A 17,824-nucleotide genomic window follows, 5' to 3' on the forward strand; every position below is an offset into this window, starting at 1 on the left:
CCTCTAAATTGAACTCATATATTCAATGTTGGTTCCTTTTGATACGCCTCGCCTTAGCAACACCATTAAACACAACGTTGTTCCGAAGCCTCCTATAAATAACGTAGTTTGAAGCCCAAATATAGAAACTAACAATGCACTTGCAAAGCTCCCCAATGCCCAAGCTCCCCAATTAAGCGTACGTTGTACAGCATTTACTCGACCTAGCATATGGCTTGGTGAGGCAAGTTGTCGTATGGTTGCAGCGTAAGGACCAAATACACCTTCTCCCATACCATGTATGATACTTGCAGCTACTATACCGATAACGGTTCCTAAATATCCCATTATCGGTATAAAGCACAGACCGATAACTGAAACAGTAGCGCTATAAATAAGCACTTTTGTATTATTAAATTGTTGACTTTTTTTCATAAGTATCGTATTGCCTATTAAAAATCCCACCGCTGCTGAGCCTATAATAAATCCTATTTCAAGTTCAGATAGACCCATTACCTTATAAAGGAATATTACTAAAATGCTATTTAGTATGTATTTAAAAAAGCCGTAAACAGCGCCACAACTTACAATTGGTTCTAATACAGGATGTTTTTTAAAATATATCAACCCTTCATATATGTTGATATATATGGATTTTATATTTACATTTTTTAAAGAGCCTTCTGTATGCGGTTTAAACCTTGAAATAAATAATACAAATACAAAACAAACAAAATACGTAACTGCGTCAACAGTGAAAGAGCCTGTTAATCCAGCTAGAGTAATAACAATTCCTGCTAGCATAGGACCAATTACTATAGAAAGAGACTCCGAGAGAGCTAGTTGAGCATTTCCTTTTTTCAAGTTGTCTTTACCTGTTAATATTTCCGGTAAGAAAGAAGGAATTGCAATGTTGTAAAAAGTAGTAAATATGCCATTTAAAAACATGAGAAACACCAATAAAGGGAACGTCATTATATTTGTTACAGTCAGTAAGAATACTGATAAAAATAAAATGCCTTGGCATATACTACAAATTAGCAAAACTTTTTTTCTATGAAGGACGTCTATTAAAGCACCGGCTACTAATCCGAAAATTAGGTAGGGTATGAATATAATCCCACGAAGTAAGGCAGCATTCGCCTCACTTGTTTCTAGTACCTCTAATGCAAAAAGTGGCAAAGCTACTAATGTAAACTGGGTACCTAGCAAACTTATAGACTGTCCTAGCCATAGCTTGTAAAAATTAAAATGTTTGTTATTTTTCATAATACAACCCCATTAATTCATATTTATCATTTTCCAGTTAGAGGAGCCCCACTTCAAACAAAAACAATGCAAAGCGAGTGAAGATTGAGTGGGGGTGAATGACCATTGTGTAAGCATAAAATCACTTGTCATATCATATATTCAACCTATTAATAGATAGGTTAGGTGAAGACGGTGCTCGTCAATAAAGCCATTAAATTTCTAATTTAACTAAACAAAGAACAAAAAACACTCATTGCTAAAACCATAGGTTGCAGTCGTTTTGTATACAATCATTTTTTGGCTACATGAAATGATACATATAAAGATCCTGTACGGCGTAAGTAAGATAAGGTGAAGCCATATTTTTCATATAACATTTGTATCACAGATGTTTCAGCACATTTTTAGTTCCAAAATGAAGACAAGGTGGTCATTATGTTAGCACTAGGGTTCGAAACCCCTCTGGCTAATGAAAAGTTCGTCTTCTGAAAAATACTGCCGCATTCGCTTATAAACCATTTGATAGACGGAAGGATCATACCATTCTTCCATTTCCAGATTTCTATATAATTCTTGTAAGCCCAACTTGTGTGTTCGTTTACCACCACTGCCGTCCCCCATGAAATAATCGTCAATACATACTCGGTTAACCAAGGGCCGCAATATATCCGCAAATCGCTCGCTACTCGGTAATACAGGTGCGATGGCAACCTGTGTAGGAATACCGAATTCCGCAAGCAGTTGAAGTGTTTTAAGCCTTGCCGGAATAGGAGGAGCGTAGGGCGCAAAATGCTTGCGAATATCTTCTCTATCGGTCTCTACTGTCATACTTACCCGAACCTTGGCTCCCAACTGTTGCAACATCTTAATGTCCCTGCGAACAAGCGGGCTTCGTGTTTGAACAAGCAAGAAGTCCGGAGGATTTTCCACCATGATTTTCAGTAAAGACTCCGTAATTTTCTCCTTGTGTTCGATTGATTGATATGGGTCCGTGCTAGATGACATGAAGATGGTGACCGGCCCTTTGGTCTTAGCTCTGAGCAATTCTTTTTGGAATGTGGACGCAGCATCTTTTTTAATGTCTACCCAAGTTCCCCATTCTGCGTTACGAAAAGTAGAGACAGGCATTTGCCGCACATAGCAATACGAGCAAGCGAATGCGCATCCCGTATATGGGTTCAATGAGTGGCTATATCCGGACAAAAAACCAGTTCCCTTATTCAGCAATGTTTTCGGCGTTTTATATAAATACTCAATTGTCATCTGCAACCACCTGCTAAATCATATTTTACGTACGGATTAGACAAGAAGTAGCAATTCCGATTTGTTACATGATTATTTGGAGGACATGTCGGTTTGGATTTACTTCGCATCATGAAATATAACCCCCAAACTATACCGCGTTCCAGAGGTGATCGTGCCAACGCCATGTCGCAGAGTCACCCTGTAATATCCACGCGAACCTAATATCGGTCGATGTTGGGTTGGAAAGATGAGACCTTCACCTTGATTCAGCGTAATAACATGACCTCTGCTCTGTGCCCGTGGTCGCTGTTCGATGAGTAAAAATTCACCGCCTGTATAATCTTCATTTCGTTGGTTCAGAGTAAACACGACTTGAAAAGGGAAGAAGATATCACCGTACAAATCCTGATGGAGACAATTGTAGCCTCCTACTTCATATTTCAAAATTAGTGGAGTGGGGTGATTCTGCCCAGCCTGATGACATTGTTCAAGAAACATCGCCAAGGTTTCTGGGTACTTAGGTGATCTATTCAACTGTTCCAACCAACGATTGGCCGCCTTCGCAAGCTCCGGATACAATTTATCGCGATGTTGCTGTAATAGATCAGGAAGAGGAGTTTGATAATATTTGTACTCTCCCATTCCGAAACGAAATCGCTTCATATCTATGGTCTTGCAATATAGAGATTCATCTTCATAGTCTTTGATAAGCCTAGCACACGAGTCCGTATTTAAAAGAGGCGGCAGTTTCGCGTAGCCCTGTTCATCAAGCATTTGATGCAGCTCGGCCCATTTGAGATCGGATAAAGATGTTATATGTTGTTTAGACATATTGTTGCTCCTTCTCATTGGTAGTTGAGCTTCGTTCAAGTTCCAACAGTTGTGTTTTCATTTCCATTCCGCCTCGATATCCCGTCAGCGATCCATTTTTGCCGATAACACGGTGGCATGGAACCGTGATTAGGACGGGATTTGCTCCAATGGCCCTCCCAATCGCCCGAACCGCAGTAGGTCTTCGAATTTGACGAGCAATATCCGAGTAGGATCGAGTTTGACCGTACGGAATATCGCAAAGTGCCTTCCATACGACTTCCTGAAAAAATGTTCCGCGATAATAGATTGGAATAGTAAAACGGATGAGATTTCCTTGAAAATAACGAATAAGCTCATCTGTAAAAGGTTGCAATTTTTCGTCACCTTGAATCAGATCATATCCAGGAAAGGAATGATCTGCCCATTTCACCAATTCTTCAAATGGTTGATTTTGTGATCCGACAAAACATAAGCCTCTGCTTGTTGCAGCAATGTAAATCTTCCAGTTTTCATAAGAAAACAAGGACCAATAGAGAGAGCCGCTTTTGTTAAGTGTCATTTGAAAAAGCCTCCTTCAAGCGTTGTTTTTGCTGTCGGCGATAGGCTTCCGGCGTTTGTCCAATTTTCTTCTTAAACAACGTAATAAAATAAGGCGTATTGGAAAGTCCGACAGATTTACCGACTTCAGCAACCGGGTCATCGAAAGTAGTCAATAACATTTTCGCTTTTTCGATTCGGATATGCTGAATGTAGTCCACTGGGGTCATGCCTTTGATTTTTTTAAACGTTCGATGCAAGTGATAAGGAGATACGTGGCTCATAAGCGCAAGGACTTCAAGCGTCAAAGTTTCATTGTAGTGGCTATCCACATATTCCGTTATGAAAGCAATCCACTCCTCGTCTGGCAACCTTTTCCCGGTTGGCTTGCACCGTTTGCATGGGCGAAAATGTGCAGCTAATGCTTGATCAACATTTTCAAAAAAGCCAATGTTTTCTCTATTAGGTAATCTTGATTTGCAAGAAGGGCGACAAAAAATCCCTGTTGTTTTCACTGCATAAAAAAATTGTCCGTCATAAGAAACATCATTAGTGGCTATGGCCTCCCATTGTTCATCAGAAACAGATGCAGATAGAATTGGCTTGTCAGAGTCTGGTTGTTGAAAAGCCCAATGCGGATTCGTTTTCCAATCTTCTGTCATTTTGAATCACCTCTAGCTTTAGTATAAACCTGAAACCAAGCTTATGTACGTATTTTAGAATGTAATAGCAAGATAACGAAATTCCCATGACAAGTTGTTTGTTCTCATACGTAGTCAGATCACGATGAAAAACCTGTGAATCAAGGTAACAGTTCGATTTCAACTCGTCCCAAATATACACTTGTAGGATCGGGTCAACGTTTCATATATTGTTTGGAATCCTAAAGACGTCACCTGATAACTGGTCAAAGTGTAAAACAGCATAGTGACAAATACCTTCAGTATTTTATGAACTATGGTGTAAGGAGTAAACACGAGCAATATGTGTTAAAAGGAGCGGACCATGTAGTTTAGTTACAGATTATGATAAAATACCATACCATCCAAAACTCTAAAGAAAAGCCATTCCAAAAGGTTTTTTTGTTTTAAAAGACAATTGAACATATAGTTTCAGATAAAATACCATGGTATAATTACCCAAAACAAAAAAAGAGGGGTGATAACATTGTCAGAAGAACCTAATTATAAAGAAATTAAAAATCTTAACATATACCACCTTGAAGTGACTAAAGCTATTTCTTTTATTTTTATTCTAGCTTTTTCCTTTGTGACGGCTATGTCTCCAATCGGTCTACTAGAATCATTTGGAGATGATGCAGTAGCAGCTTTTTTTATAATGATAATTTTATTATTCGGATCAATTGCAGTATTCCTTACATCAACAATTGCTTTAGCTAATGTTAAGAAGGATTGAAGGACATGGATAACTGTTCCTAGAAAACTGATATTTTATTTTGACTTAGACAATCCTTTGTCTATCTTTTTTAACCATTCTCTCAGTCGTGGATCATAAGGCAGAATAGCTTCTACTTAAAGATGTTCTCAGTTTCTGTATGGTTCCATTGTTTCGAATAAGTATTAGCACATCTAATTAAAATAGCCCCCTCCAATCTAATAAACTCAATAATTCAAGTGCTTCCATATTCTTAAATTTGGTCTTTTATCAGCTGCATATATTTTTTTCAACATTTACTAATACAACTGATTCTTCTTTAAAAGGACTGATGTAATAATGGGAAACTGTAAGTGCAAAGATGATAAATATCCTCGATTATTTAAAACTCAAACAGAAACTGAAGTCGATTTTAGCGATGTCACTTCAAATTCCTTATCATTACAAGTACTACTTAAGCAACAAGATGTTGAAGTTAAACTTGATTTAACTTCTGAAATGTCCCTCACTGACCCAGTCAATCAACCACAAGGTACTACGTTTGTTGAATTTGACTACATTCTTCAACGCTCTACTAATAATGGGCCTTTTTCTAATCTATCCACGGTAACAGCTAGACAAAGAGTTAATATATTCGAAGGTTTTAATAATCCTGATAGAGCATCATTAATCCCTAACCATACTTGGACAGATAAAACAGGAATAGGTTTACATGTGTATCGTGTATTTATAGATAACAGCACTGTGGTTGCTGGAGCAGCAATATTTGATTCACTAATGTTCCAAACTCGTTCCTTAAATGCTACTGTTTTCTGCACTTAATTTTTTAAAAATAACACACAAAATAAGTCTGAAAGTAAAAATCATTCACTGCTTCATCCCCAAGGTATTAGCTAATTCTTATGGAACGTGTTGGCTACTTGTCCTAGGTATAGAATTTTAAAAATCCCACTTCTGTAACGAAGATGGGATTTTATTATTTTTCAGTTTATTGTTAGCAAGCAATTAAGTTTATCTTGATATATGAGTCCTCCTACAACCTACAATATTATGAATCAAAAAAAACTTGTTATTCCACAATATGTCCCGAAAATAAAAGAGACGATAATCTTTTCAGATTAGCGCCCTGTATTTAAAGAGGAGTAGTAAAACCCATTACTTCACAGAGTGATACAACAACTATTGGTATTACGTTATGAACTTTTCGTCACAGTTTTTCACGACATAAATAGCGAGCGTGGCACCTTTTCATCTGTAAAAAGATGACTACCATATAAAAACACTTTTTATTGTACGAATTTGGTAACATTAGCAACAAAGCTTACGAAAAGAGCCTTTATAAAAGTAACTCCGAACTTAACCATTCATTAAACTCTTCATTTGTTTTTCTTATGCTTTCTCCATCTAAAATTATATTTATATCTTCTTGTTGATAGTAAAAGAATATATAATATTCTTTACCATTCTGTGTCCCATGAAATAGCATTGCATTATAATCATCACTTTCAAAGGTCCAATCTGGATTTTCAAATGTACGATTTAACAAATCGTACATACTCTCTTCATTTGGACCTTTAAACTTTGCCATTTGCTCCTTCATTAGTTCATCAAAATTTTCCATATCTTCTTTTCGTATCGGATTCTCTTGTGATTCTTCTATCTCAGATAATGTAACCTGACTATCATTTATTGCAAAATCGGTTTTCTGATATACTAATCCTCCACCGACTAATGACATTGTTAACATACTAGCAATTATGATTTTTATCATGTTGTATAACCTCCAATTTTTTGTTTTTTCTTCTTGATGATTGTATTTTATTACGGTTTGTTTAAAAGAAGATTACAAAAAGGTTACAACTTTAATCTCTAGTAAGCACAATATCCACTGACTCGTTTAGAATTTATTAAATCCCCATCCTGTAACAGAGAGGGAATTTGATCTTTTTTGTATAGGCTCAGCATCTAACTAAGTCAGCAAAGGAATTACAATTATTTCAGGATTAAAATTCACTCAATCTTTTTACCCATATTAAGAGACGTCTTTCGTGTTATATAATAAGTGCCCTAAAGCAGAATACACTAATTCATGATAATTCTAATAATAACTCTTTTAAAACTGCACACTAAATCCATTAAATTTATGTAATCCTGTTCCAAATTTCACAAGCTTATTTTCTTTTAAATAGATAATTCCTTTTTTAACTTCCTTCAGTATGTTTTTTTCAAGACCTAATGAGTTATGTGAGCCATATATCATCATAACGTCCTCAATATTTGATATTCTTTGTAGAGAATCAACTAAATCAACAGGGCTGGTAGAAGGATAATAAGCATAAATTGGTGTTTGATCATAAAGTAAATCACCCGTGAAGAGATATTTCTCTAATCTATCAAATATTGATATATGGCCTGGCGAATGTCCAGGAGTATGATAAATTTCTAGCTGCCTGTTACCCAGATCAATTACATCACCATCTTTCAATAATCCTGTCGGCTCACCTTGAAAAGGTTGGTATGTATTAGGGTTAAATGTTTCTGGCGTCGGTATTGTTATGTCTCTACTTATGTGTTCTCTTATTTGTTCTATAGATAATCCTCTGATCCCATTCACCAACCAGTCTTTATCTCCCTCATGTACATAAATTTCATTATACTCCCCATGGCTTCCAATATGATCAGTATGTACATGTGTAGTTAAAACCTTTATAGGTAATGAAGTAAGTTGATCAGTAATCCTTTTGATATTATCAATACCAAGTCCTGTATCAATTAATGCAGCTTCCCTATCACCTAATAATAAAAATGAATGGACTTTTTCCCAATGCCCATATTCGCTTATAGCAAAAGTTGAATTACCTATTTCTTGAACCGTAAACCATCTATCCTTTATCAAAGTCATAATTTACCCTCTCCTTTTTTCATATAAAAATGTAATTATTAATATTTATTTTACAATATCAAACTTACATTCTTTAATTTACCAATCCAATTATACTGAAAGGGTTTGTTGAAAGTAAATATAAGAATTATAGAAGGAGAGGCTAAGTTGTACCTGTATAAACGAAGGTTACTCGTGTCCTAAAATATAAAAAACGCTAATCTTTATTGATTAGCGCCCTGTAGTATTACGGAAGAAATAAAATCAAGATAATATACTGTCAGAAAAACATGTTTTACTGTCCGAAACCGAGGTAATACTGTCTAAAATAAAATCGGTGCTATACTGTCGAAATAACATGTTTTAATGTCGAAAACCGACTTTGGGTGAATAAAAGTGTGAATATTTTCATCTCATTATTCGCAATTTTGTAGAATAGATATTTCTCTAGATAAATTTCTTAAAAAAGATAAAAATCGATGTAAATTACCTAGTACACCAGTACATGCTTATTCTTTATAATTGGCATACCATATTTTATACGATCCTTCTGCCAGCCTCCCTGCTCACCCTCCTTTCATGCCACGGAACAGGGAGGTTACATAATCTTCTACTGTTTTAAATAACTATTCTGAAGAACTACTGAATTCCATCTCTATTTCCATAACCTTCTTCTAAAGCCATTGCATCTGCTTTAGTCCTATGAATCGTACCAAATGGATGGTTTGGTGGAGCATATATCGAGTATAGCTTTAAAGGAACATTGCCTGTATTTATCACATTGTGCCACATTCCAGCAGGGATCATTATGGCAGAGTCATCAAAAATTCTTTTTTGAAAACTTAAATCTTCTCTCTGCTTACCCATTTGTACAATTCCCTGACCTTGTTCAACTCTTAAAAATTGATCAGTGTTAGGATGAATTTCCAAGCCAATATCTTCACTAACATTGAGACTCATTAATGTAACTTGAAAATGTTTACCCGTCCAGATTGCTGTACGGTACGTATTATTTTGTTTGGTAGCTTCATTGATATTTAAAACAAATGGGTTTGCTCCATAATCTCTTAACACAAGCCTATTATGACTATAAAATGGTGGATACGGGCTATATATCTTATTAGAAGGAGCGCAATAAGGTGTAGGATTTCTGTAAGTAAGAATTGGTCCATTCACCACGTTATTAGAATGTTGATACATATAGGGCACACAGAACATTTCTATCAATCCCCTCAGATGAATTAATTGTTATTTACAAATTATCTTATGTGCTGTAATAGAGGAGTGTACTTGACTCAATGTATATTTAAAGGAAGTAAACCTTCTTTATCGATTTAAATTCTTTCACCCATTGTGTTGTCTAAGTTGGATTAGACTTTGGTAGGGAGTGACAGTATCTCTTCAGATTCCCTTAATCGCAATCAAGTTTAAGCATGATATTCAGTTTCAATTGCCATAACAGACAAAGTTCCATTACAAAATATTACAAAATTAAACATCTCTGCATCTTGTTCTAATTGAGTAATAAAATGATTAAGATTTTTATTTTTAATACTGGATTTAACATTAATAATAATCTCATTCAAAAAGAGTCTAGGTGATTACTATAGTCTTTAGTAATAAAATTTAAGAAACTCAATTATCTCATTGTTTAATTTTTCTAAATAAATTTCGGAAGGAAAATGCCCCATATCGAATGATTTGAATGATATTAAATTTGGTATGATTTCTTTTGTTTTTTCTTTCAATCTATTTTCAGGAAAGAAAATGTCCTTTTTCCCTGCTATAGTTAATGTAGGAGATTTATAATTTAGTAGTTCTTTTTTCTCAGTTAATTTAGGCATATCTTGTTCAAGTTTTACATATTTGAAAACATCACCTATAATTTTTTTGTCATGCTCCTTCATTGAATCGGAAGACATAATTTTTGTGATTTTATGAAGATGTTTACCTGATGATGTGATGTTATATAAAATTAAAGGAAGTAAAATATCCTTAATCATACTAAGTTTAGAACCTAATTTTATCCCTGCTGGTGAAACTAAGATGGAACAATCTATTTTTTCCGGCATAAATGTGGCTAGTCTCAATATAATACCTGCCCCGTATGATGGGCCAATAAATGCACTACTTTTTATATTTAAGTAATCCATCATTTCTTTTATCCAAAGAGCGAAACTGTCATCCTTTGCAGAAATTCTATTTTCATCACTATAACCTGGATGACCAATTGTATCTGGAGCATATACTCTGTACTCGCTTGTTAATGGAGAAAACCAGGACATTGTCATAGGATTAATGCAGTTACCTCCCTGAAAGATAAATAATGGTTTTGCTTGAGTTGGACCTGATACAAGAATGTGGGTTTTACCAAAGCTTGTGTCTATATACATTCGTTCAACATTAAATTTCAGTGTCTGTAAATAATTTTCATAATGATTTTGAATAAATTGTTTACCTTCTTCACTTTTATAAATTGTATTACTCCTCATAATAGCCCCCAATTTTCTACATTATCTCCTTTTTGGTATTAAGGCTCGATATAATCGTAAAAACCCCTTTCTTTGTCAGCCCAAAAAGTACAAATCCAATTACACCGCCTAAAGTATTAACAATTAAATCATCTACATTAAATCCTCGACCCATTACCAATCCAAAGTAAGTAAAAGTGAGTTGAATAGTTTCAATAGTAAGACTTACAAGGAATATAATTAAAAATACTCTAGATATTCGTTTCACTTTATAAAATAAAGACATATAAACACCTAGAGGCATGAGCATAATCAAGTTAAACAATGTTAGCTTAAAAGAATTCCAAAAAAACCAATCTAAACCATTAATACGATACATACTAAACAGGTCACCAATAAAATAAAATGGAATTAATTGAGTAGTTGGTAGAAAGTCCTTTTGAGGCGGGAACACGATGCCTCCAGTAGTTAGTTGAACTACATTAAGTAAATAGAAAACAAAACTGTAAAAAATCAGTCTCCTTACTATATCCTTAGTTTTTTTCATAATAAAATCTACAATAATATAGAACAACAAAAATAAAGATCCGATTACAACAACATCATACACTGTAAACAAATTACTTCCCCCTGCTTCTTTTTCAATTCTACTGCCTATTCATGGAACAATGAATATTTCGTCATTTGGTAAATTCTGATAAACTAAGTTTATCATAAGTAGTTTAGATACATCTTTAAAAGATAATTCTTAGATTTCAATTACATTTGCTATAATCATTTTTAAAGATATTGCATTACTATCACCTCTCATTCCATGACAAAATTTAAACTCCAATAATTCCAATTAGAAAATGTACGTTTTTTTAAAAAAAAATTTCTTATACAATCTACCTTCTGAGCCATTATCTTTCTCTATATACACAAAAATTAAATTTTATTACTTGCGCCATAATCACAGCGAAAGGAGTGTAAGTTAACATGGATAAAGTGAGTAAGCCGATAATTGTAGAATTTCCTTTAAGAGGTGAGTGGATTTCTCCGAATACTCCAGGAAAAAGAATTCCGAGCCACGGATCAAACCGCTTAGGAACACGATATGCTTACGATTTTTTGCAAGTGAATTGGGACAGAAAAGGTTGGCCCAGCTATCGTGTTCATCCATTACGATATTTTCTTTTAGGCGCTCCTCTGAATAATTTTTACTGTTGGGGTAAGGATGTGCATGCGCCTTGTGATGGGCTCATTGTCAAGACGGAGGATGGTTACAAGGAGCGCGTAAGGGCGCATCTACTTTCAGACTTGTATGTTGCATTAAAAGCTGCCTATGCTTTTGATCCAAGCAAAGACAATATACAATCTGTTGCTGGGAATTACATCATTATGAAATGTGATGATAATGTATTTGCTGGATTAGTTCATCTTCAAACTGGGTCAATCAAGGTTTCAGTTGGTCAAAACGTGAAAAAGGGGGATGTCATCGGTAAAGTAGGTCATTCCGGTAATTCTTTTGGCCCCCATTTACATTTTCAGCTCATGGATAGCAGTGATATAGTCACTGCAAATGGGTTACCTTGTGCTTTTGAACAATATGAATTATTTCAGAACGGGAAATGGCGTAAAGTGTTTAATGGTATTCCCACAGATAAAGATAGAATAAGATTTTCTGTTTAGTCGCCCCGAATACTAAACACTTTGAAATTAATCTCTTTAGATCAACAAAAGGTCATTATAAATTAACTCTAACTATCTTTCTAGAAGAATAACACCTAGTTTTTATACATCCATCGCTTCTCAACAATCTGGTCCTAAAATAATAAAGGCGCTAATCCTAATTGTGTACTGCACCCCAATTGTTAGACACAACTATCAATTAGAGGTGTTGTTTTTATGAGTAAATTTTCTGCTGAAGTAAAAATTAATGCGGTAAAACAATTTCTTAATGGGAAAGACAGTGGTGAATCTATTGCTCAATCTATAGGGGTTCACCACAGTAATTTTCATCAATGGGTGAAATTGTACAAGGCTTATGGTGAAGACGCTTTTATTAAAAACTATACAAGTCACCCTGCACAGTTTAAACTAGACGTACTTACTTATATGAAAGAGAATCGGGCGTCTATCAGAGAAACGGCTGCAATTTTTCACATCCCATCTCCAGAAACACTTAGACAATGGAAAGTTGCTTATGAAAGAGGAGGATTTGATGCCCTACATTCAAAGAAAGAGGGGCGTCAGTCTATGAAAAATCAAAATAATAAGAAAAGAAAAAATGAAAAGCAGACCGAAGGCTCTTATGAAGCACTTCAACAAGAATTAGAACAATTACGCATGGAAAATGCTTATCTAAAAAAGTTGAATGCCTTAGTTCAAAACAAGGGAAAATTACCAAACAAGACAAAGCACAAGTAATCTATGAATTAAGGCATGAATTTCCCGTGAAAAAACTATTATTTATCGCAGAGATTCCTCGTAGCACCTATTATTATTGGGTAAAAGTTAGGAATCGACCTGATCCAGATTCAGACATAAAAACATTGATTCATACCATCTTTCATGAACATCAAGGGCGATACGGATACCGTCGTATTCGAGATGAATTGATGAATCAAGGGTACAAACTAAACCACAAAAAGGTTCAGCGCATTATGAAAGAACTAGGGTTAAAATGTGTTGTCCGCCCAAAGAAATATCGTTCTTACAAAGGGAATATTGGGAAAATAGCCCCTAATATTTTGGATCGAAATTTTCAAGCAAATAGACCAAATAATAAATGGGCAACAGATATTACTGAGTTTAAATTATTTGGTCAAAAATTATACTTTTCTCCGATGTTAGATTTATATAATGGGGAAATCATCACATATACGCTACAAACAAGACCGACCTATACTCTTGTTTCAACTATGTTAGATCAAGCTCTTAAACGTATAACAGAGGGAGATATACTAGTTATTCATTCTGATCAAGGATGGCACTATCAGATGAAACAATTTCGTGATACCCTCAAAAATCTAGGAATCACTCAAAGCATGTCTAGAAAAGGAAACTGTTATGATAACGCGGTGATTGAAAACTTCTTTGGAATAATGAAATCAGAATTCCTATACCTAAACGAATTTAAAAATATAAAACATTTTAAAGAAGAACTAAAAAAGTATATAGATTACTATAATCATAAAAGGATAAAAGGTAAATTAAATGGCATGAGCCCAGTACAATACCGAACTCATGCCAAAGTTGCATAAATTTAATAACGTGTCTAACTTTTTGGGGTCACTTCAATTTCAGATTTGCGCCAGGTTGTGGATAATATTAATATTTAAGCTATACTTATCTATTATGGTGAATAAAGGTTAGGGAGAAATCCTTGTTTTAATTGAATTTGTTTACCAATACAATATCCATTACTATAAATACAATCGCTGAAAAGACACAGGCATAAATACGAAATTTCTTATCTCTAAACCTCCATAACACCAACGACGCTATTGAAAAAAATATTATCCAAGCTTCTATTTTTTGAATTCTTCTTTGGTTTTGATATATCATCAACCCTTCCTTATTATCTCCATCAAAAGTTTCTTGATGTATTTTTTTACCATACCAACTATAATTAGTAATCTGATAACTAGATGTTTGTTCAATATACTCAATATTTTTATACCCTAAAGCAGGCATATAAATAGAGAAGCTACCCAATAACACCCCAAAAATAAATAATAAAATATATGATACGTCTTTTTTGGTCAATCTACTCCCCCTCCAAATGAATTCCTATCCATATTCGTAAGTTAAAATTAAGTATATACCATATTATTTATGTGTTCTTATTTAGTCTGATCTATAAAAAAGAATTTTCACTTTGTTAATAAATTCAGTATCCAAAATTAGTGGTTTACTGTACAAACTCAGTGGTTTACTGTCCAAACTGTGGTTTACTGTACAAAATTAGTGGTTTACATATACTAACATACTCAAACCTAGCTGATTTATCTTCCATGGATTACTAACCTCTCATTCTAAAGTTGTACTAATATATCATTCTTAATTCTCATTCCGTCCTTTATACATATTTAGTATAATGAAGTATGCTAATCTAGAGAACCAAACTCTTTCAACCTAAGATAGAGTTGAACGAAGGATACATAGAGTAAATACTCGGAGGGAGGAGTGTAGGTTGGGAATAAGAAGAATTCATCCAATAAGTCTCACCATAATCATTGGTACACTCTTTGCTCGAATGGCTACATTTATGACAATCCCATTCCTAGCAATTTACCTCACTTCAGTGAAGGGGGTTAGTCCAGGTTTTGCTGGTGCTATTATTGGAATTAGTTCAATTGTAGGCCTATTTGGTGGTTTTATTGGTGGCTTTTTATCGGATTTATATGGTCAAGAAAAGGTCATGAAATATTCCATTTTTATTTGGATTTTTGTTTTTGTTGGCTTTGCTTTAGCAGAAAGTGTAGTTACGTTTTTTATTTTAAATGCCTTAAATGGTTTATGTCGTTCTTTTTTTGAGCCTTCGTCTAGGGCATTACTTTCAAAAGTTACTAAACCCAAAAATAAACTGTTGGTGTTTAATCTTAGGTATGCAGCCATTAATATCGGTGCTGCAGTAGGTCCCCTTATTGGATTAAAGATAGGTAGCTCGTCTTCAACGTCTGCATTTTTTGTGACTGCAGTTATTTATTCTCTTTACTTTATTGTTCTGCTTGCCATGTTTTCTATAAACCAAATTGATGATAGTTTAAACACTAAAACAAATGAACGGGTAACGATGGCAAAAGCATTGAAGGTACTTAGTGCTGATCGTGTATTTTTTTTCGCAGTCATTGGACTAATTATGGGGGTATGCGGTTATTCCCAATTCAGTTCAACCATCCCACAATATTTATCCTCCTCACCACTTATTACGAATGGTGTAGAAGTATTCTCTTACCTTATTGTGTTTAATGCTATAACAGTATTAATTGTCCAATACCCAGTAACAAGAATAGGAAAACGCTATTCTGCACTAACATCAATAATGATTGGAACATTAACGACATCTATTGGGTTACTAGGCTTTGCATTTTTTACTTCTATACCCTTTTTATTTTTGTCGATCTTAGTATTTACGGTCGGTGAAGTAATGATGTTTACAATGACTGATTTATTTATTGATCAAATATCACCAAATGAAATGAAAGGTCTGTATTTTGGTGCGATGGGTTTTACTGCAATTGGAAGTTCATTCGGTCCTTTGATTGGTGGGCTTATGTTAGAGTATTTCGGTTATACAAACCACTTTACTTTGTTTAGTGTGTTGGCACTAATCTCTTCACTTGGGTTCCCCGTTCTTCTGTATGTTAAGGGCTTAATGAAATCAACAAATCGGAAAGTAGAATATAGTCTATAAACATATTTTACTTAGGGAAAAAGGGATAGGGTATGGACAGAACTTACAGCCATTTGAGTTTTTTCCTTATCCCCCGAGAAGGTCTATTATGATAAGAGACTGTCCAGAAAGTCAGTTTTCACTTCTTTCTGGACAGCAGTAAATGATATTTCAACAGAAATTGATATTCCGGCTCCACATTACTTACATAATTTATCTTCTCTTATTACAATGTCGAAACAACACAACATGTACTTCCTGGACTAAACATTAATTTCAATTGTTAATAATGTGCTGTATCTATACAGTTTCATCTATATTAAGTCGCAGGTTAAAGTATTTTGTAATTGTTTATCACTTATTCAACCGAGCTCTCAAATTCACTTTTCTCTAAGTTTTCATTTACTACTAACGCCATTATCTTGAAGACTCGGTTTCAAGATAATCCTAAGTGTATTTTTATATAAAAAATGATCCTTTTACTTGAAAAAATCTCATTACTGGTTATAGAGATTTAGGTCATTCCAACCATTAAAGGTGTTTCTAAAATTGCTCGATAAACCATCATCTTTACTTAGCAATACAACTAAAGTTGAGTCCCACAATACCAGTTCCACCGATGCCTTTGGATGCTGAATTGCTGGGTTTCCCATCCAAAAACCAGGGTTTCCGTCAGCATATGGTTCCACTTTAATTTTATCTAAATCAACAATCTCATTTTTGGGGATTGCTGAAAATACCCCCCATATAAAATAGACACCGTTCATATTTGCTAATTTTTTAAGATTTTCCCCTGTTATCAAATAAATATTGTTATGCCCATTATTTCGATAGCCCATAAAATAATCGAGGTAACTTTCAGGATATGCCCAATCTAGGTCGGTTAGCAACCAATTATACTTTTTTTCAAGACCGTTAAAGGAATTCAAAATTTCTTTAAGCTCTAAAAAATCCTCTATAATAGTGTTCATTTCCTTTCACCTCAAGTTTTATTTAGCTAAATAATAACAGAACGGTATACACAATTCAGATCTTTTATAAAGAAAGTGGCTTCTCCTGATAGAAATTGTTAGAAATGCGCCAATCGTTGAATAAGAAGGTTTGAAAGTCTACATTTTGAAATATGTAGATTATTTTTTTGCAAATTCAAATATAATATGGGTATGGGGTGATTTAATGAAGCGAATAATAATTGTTTTACAAATCATAACACTAGTAGCATGTACTAACTCTTATAATGACTTTGAGGATTTTAGAATATTCGAATTTTATTATGGACACGGGGGTAATGAGGACTTTAGTGAACAATTCGTAACATATTCTATAACTTTATATTACAAAGATGAAATGGTTTTTGATATTAATAGCATTGAACCAGTATTAGGGGCCTGGATCCAAGATAGAATGATAAATCATGAGATTAGTAACATTAATGAAAATCAAGATGAGAATTTCATTAATATTGAAGGTAAAGTATATTATGAGTCAGATGGTCTTACTAAAGAGAGCATTGACCGAAAAGATAGATATGAGAAATCGATTTTGGGTATAGTATTTCAATTAGATGATGGCCATAAATATAAAGTAACTGGATTTGGAGAATCAACAATAGTAGAAGAATTAACAGAATAAAGTTTAGTATAGTATAGAAAGTGTTCTTTACTATGAAAATCTATCTTTACTTTTTTATACCTAGTGCCATTACATAGTTCATTTTTTATTATTGTGCTTAAATACTCGTTCACAAAATTATCTTTTCTTGTTGGTATTTATGTATTTTCAATACAAAATTTTCAATAGAATATTCCCCTACTTTTCAATTCTGAAAAAATCGAACTATTCTACTTACTAATTAACGTTATGGCTCAACAA

General features: G+C 34.1%; 18 protein-coding genes and 1 pseudogene. 7 read left to right on the forward strand and 12 right to left on the reverse strand.

Annotated features, from left to right (window positions below; all coding sequences use genetic code 11):
- Positions 1-3: 3 nt before the first annotated feature.
- Entirely contained in the window at positions 4-1,248 is a 1,245-nt protein-coding gene (locus SLH52_RS21415) for an MFS transporter (protein ID WP_320211237.1), read from the reverse strand.
- Positions 1,249-1,422: 174 nt separating this feature from the next.
- On the opposite strand from SLH52_RS21415, the pseudogene SLH52_RS21420 reads away from it, so the two are divergent.
- Positions 1,423-1,533: pseudogene (locus SLH52_RS21420) on the forward strand (helix-turn-helix domain-containing protein); the annotation flags it as partial.
- A gap of 141 nt (positions 1,534-1,674) precedes the next feature.
- Here SLH52_RS21420 and SLH52_RS21425 read toward each other — a convergent pair.
- The 4 genes from SLH52_RS21425 to SLH52_RS21440 form a co-directional block, all read right to left on the reverse strand.
- Complete coding sequence (locus SLH52_RS21425) at positions 1,675-2,493, reverse strand: SPL family radical SAM protein (RefSeq protein ID WP_320211238.1); 819 nt, start codon at positions 2,491-2,493, stop codon at positions 1,675-1,677.
- A gap of 99 nt (positions 2,494-2,592) precedes the next feature.
- Positions 2,593-3,306 (reverse strand): 2OG-Fe(II) oxygenase, encoded by a 714-nt coding sequence (locus SLH52_RS21430; protein ID WP_320211239.1) that lies wholly within the window; start codon positions 3,304-3,306, stop codon positions 2,593-2,595.
- Positions 3,299-3,847 carry a methylated-DNA--[protein]-cysteine S-methyltransferase gene (locus SLH52_RS21435; protein WP_320211240.1) on the reverse strand — a complete coding sequence of 183 codons (549 nt, stop codon included), beginning with the start codon at positions 3,845-3,847 and terminating at the stop codon, positions 3,299-3,301. The genes SLH52_RS21430 and SLH52_RS21435 overlap by 8 nt, the downstream gene beginning before the upstream one ends.
- A complete protein-coding gene (locus SLH52_RS21440; RefSeq protein ID WP_320211241.1) occupies positions 3,837-4,487 on the reverse strand; it encodes a bifunctional transcriptional activator/DNA repair enzyme AdaA in 651 nt (216 codons plus the stop codon). Before SLH52_RS21440 ends, SLH52_RS21435 begins: the two co-directional genes overlap by 11 nt.
- 505 nt (positions 4,488-4,992) lie before the next feature.
- Between SLH52_RS21440 and SLH52_RS21445 the strand changes: the two genes are divergently transcribed.
- A complete protein-coding gene (locus tag SLH52_RS21445; protein ID WP_320211242.1) occupies positions 4,993-5,241 on the forward strand; it encodes a hypothetical protein in 249 nt (82 codons plus the stop codon).
- Between the two features lie 318 nt (positions 5,242-5,559).
- Positions 5,560-6,042 carry a hypothetical protein gene (locus SLH52_RS21450; RefSeq protein ID WP_320211243.1) on the forward strand — a complete coding sequence of 161 codons (483 nt, stop codon included), beginning with the start codon at positions 5,560-5,562 and terminating at the stop codon, positions 6,040-6,042.
- Positions 6,043-6,556: 514 nt separating this feature from the next.
- Here SLH52_RS21450 and SLH52_RS21455 read toward each other — a convergent pair.
- The 5 genes from SLH52_RS21455 to SLH52_RS21475 form a co-directional block, all read right to left on the reverse strand.
- Positions 6,557-6,991, reverse strand: coding sequence for a hypothetical protein (locus tag SLH52_RS21455; protein ID WP_320211244.1), 435 nt, complete (start codon positions 6,989-6,991; stop codon positions 6,557-6,559).
- Positions 6,992-7,333: 342 nt separating this feature from the next.
- On the reverse strand, positions 7,334-8,122 hold the full coding sequence (locus SLH52_RS21460; protein WP_320211245.1) for an MBL fold metallo-hydrolase: 789 nt from the start codon (positions 8,120-8,122) through the stop codon (positions 7,334-7,336).
- Between the two features lie 618 nt (positions 8,123-8,740).
- A complete protein-coding gene (locus tag SLH52_RS21465; RefSeq protein ID WP_320211246.1) occupies positions 8,741-9,319 on the reverse strand; it encodes a cupin domain-containing protein in 579 nt (192 codons plus the stop codon).
- A 395-nt stretch (positions 9,320-9,714) separates the two neighbouring features.
- Positions 9,715-10,593: an alpha/beta hydrolase gene (locus SLH52_RS21470; RefSeq protein WP_320211247.1), complete on the reverse strand. Its 879-nt coding sequence runs from the start codon at positions 10,591-10,593 to the stop codon at positions 9,715-9,717.
- 16 nt (positions 10,594-10,609) lie between these two features.
- On the reverse strand, positions 10,610-11,182 hold the full coding sequence (locus SLH52_RS21475; RefSeq protein ID WP_320211269.1) for a VanZ family protein: 573 nt from the start codon (positions 11,180-11,182) through the stop codon (positions 10,610-10,612).
- A gap of 368 nt (positions 11,183-11,550) precedes the next feature.
- On the opposite strand from SLH52_RS21475, the gene SLH52_RS21480 reads away from it, so the two are divergent.
- Positions 11,551-12,243, forward strand: coding sequence for a M23 family metallopeptidase (locus tag SLH52_RS21480; protein WP_320211248.1), 693 nt, complete (start codon positions 11,551-11,553; stop codon positions 12,241-12,243).
- A gap of 216 nt (positions 12,244-12,459) precedes the next feature.
- Positions 12,460-13,817 (forward strand): IS3 family transposase gene (locus tag SLH52_RS21485; protein WP_320211249.1). Its coding sequence is split into 2 segments (ribosomal slippage): positions 12,460-12,916 and positions 12,916-13,817, totalling 1,359 coding nucleotides; the frame shifts between segments, so codons are not numbered across the junction.
- Between the two features lie 127 nt (positions 13,818-13,944).
- Here the strand turns inward: SLH52_RS21485 and SLH52_RS21490 are convergent.
- Positions 13,945-14,322, reverse strand: a complete 378-nt coding sequence (locus tag SLH52_RS21490; RefSeq protein WP_320211250.1) for a hypothetical protein — start codon at positions 14,320-14,322, stop codon at positions 13,945-13,947.
- 427 nt (positions 14,323-14,749) lie between these two features.
- Between SLH52_RS21490 and SLH52_RS21495 the strand changes: the two genes are divergently transcribed.
- The gene (locus tag SLH52_RS21495) at positions 14,750-15,973 is read left to right on the forward strand and encodes an MFS transporter (protein ID WP_320211251.1); all 1,224 of its coding nucleotides are present in this window, start codon (positions 14,750-14,752) and stop codon (positions 15,971-15,973) included.
- 476 nt (positions 15,974-16,449) lie between these two features.
- Here the strand turns inward: SLH52_RS21495 and SLH52_RS21500 are convergent, their stop codons facing one another.
- Positions 16,450-16,923 carry a hypothetical protein gene (locus tag SLH52_RS21500; RefSeq protein WP_320211252.1) on the reverse strand — a complete coding sequence of 158 codons (474 nt, stop codon included), beginning with the start codon at positions 16,921-16,923 and terminating at the stop codon, positions 16,450-16,452.
- A gap of 205 nt (positions 16,924-17,128) precedes the next feature.
- Here SLH52_RS21500 and SLH52_RS21505 point away from each other — a divergent pair, with 205 nt between their 5' ends.
- Positions 17,129-17,584, forward strand: a complete 456-nt coding sequence (locus SLH52_RS21505) for a hypothetical protein (protein WP_320211253.1) — start codon at positions 17,129-17,131, stop codon at positions 17,582-17,584.
- Positions 17,585-17,824 lie beyond the last annotated feature (240 nt).

It is taken from the genome of Cytobacillus sp. IB215665, from assembly GCF_033963835.1.
GTDB lineage: Bacteria > Bacillota > Bacilli > Bacillales > SM2101 > Nanhaiella.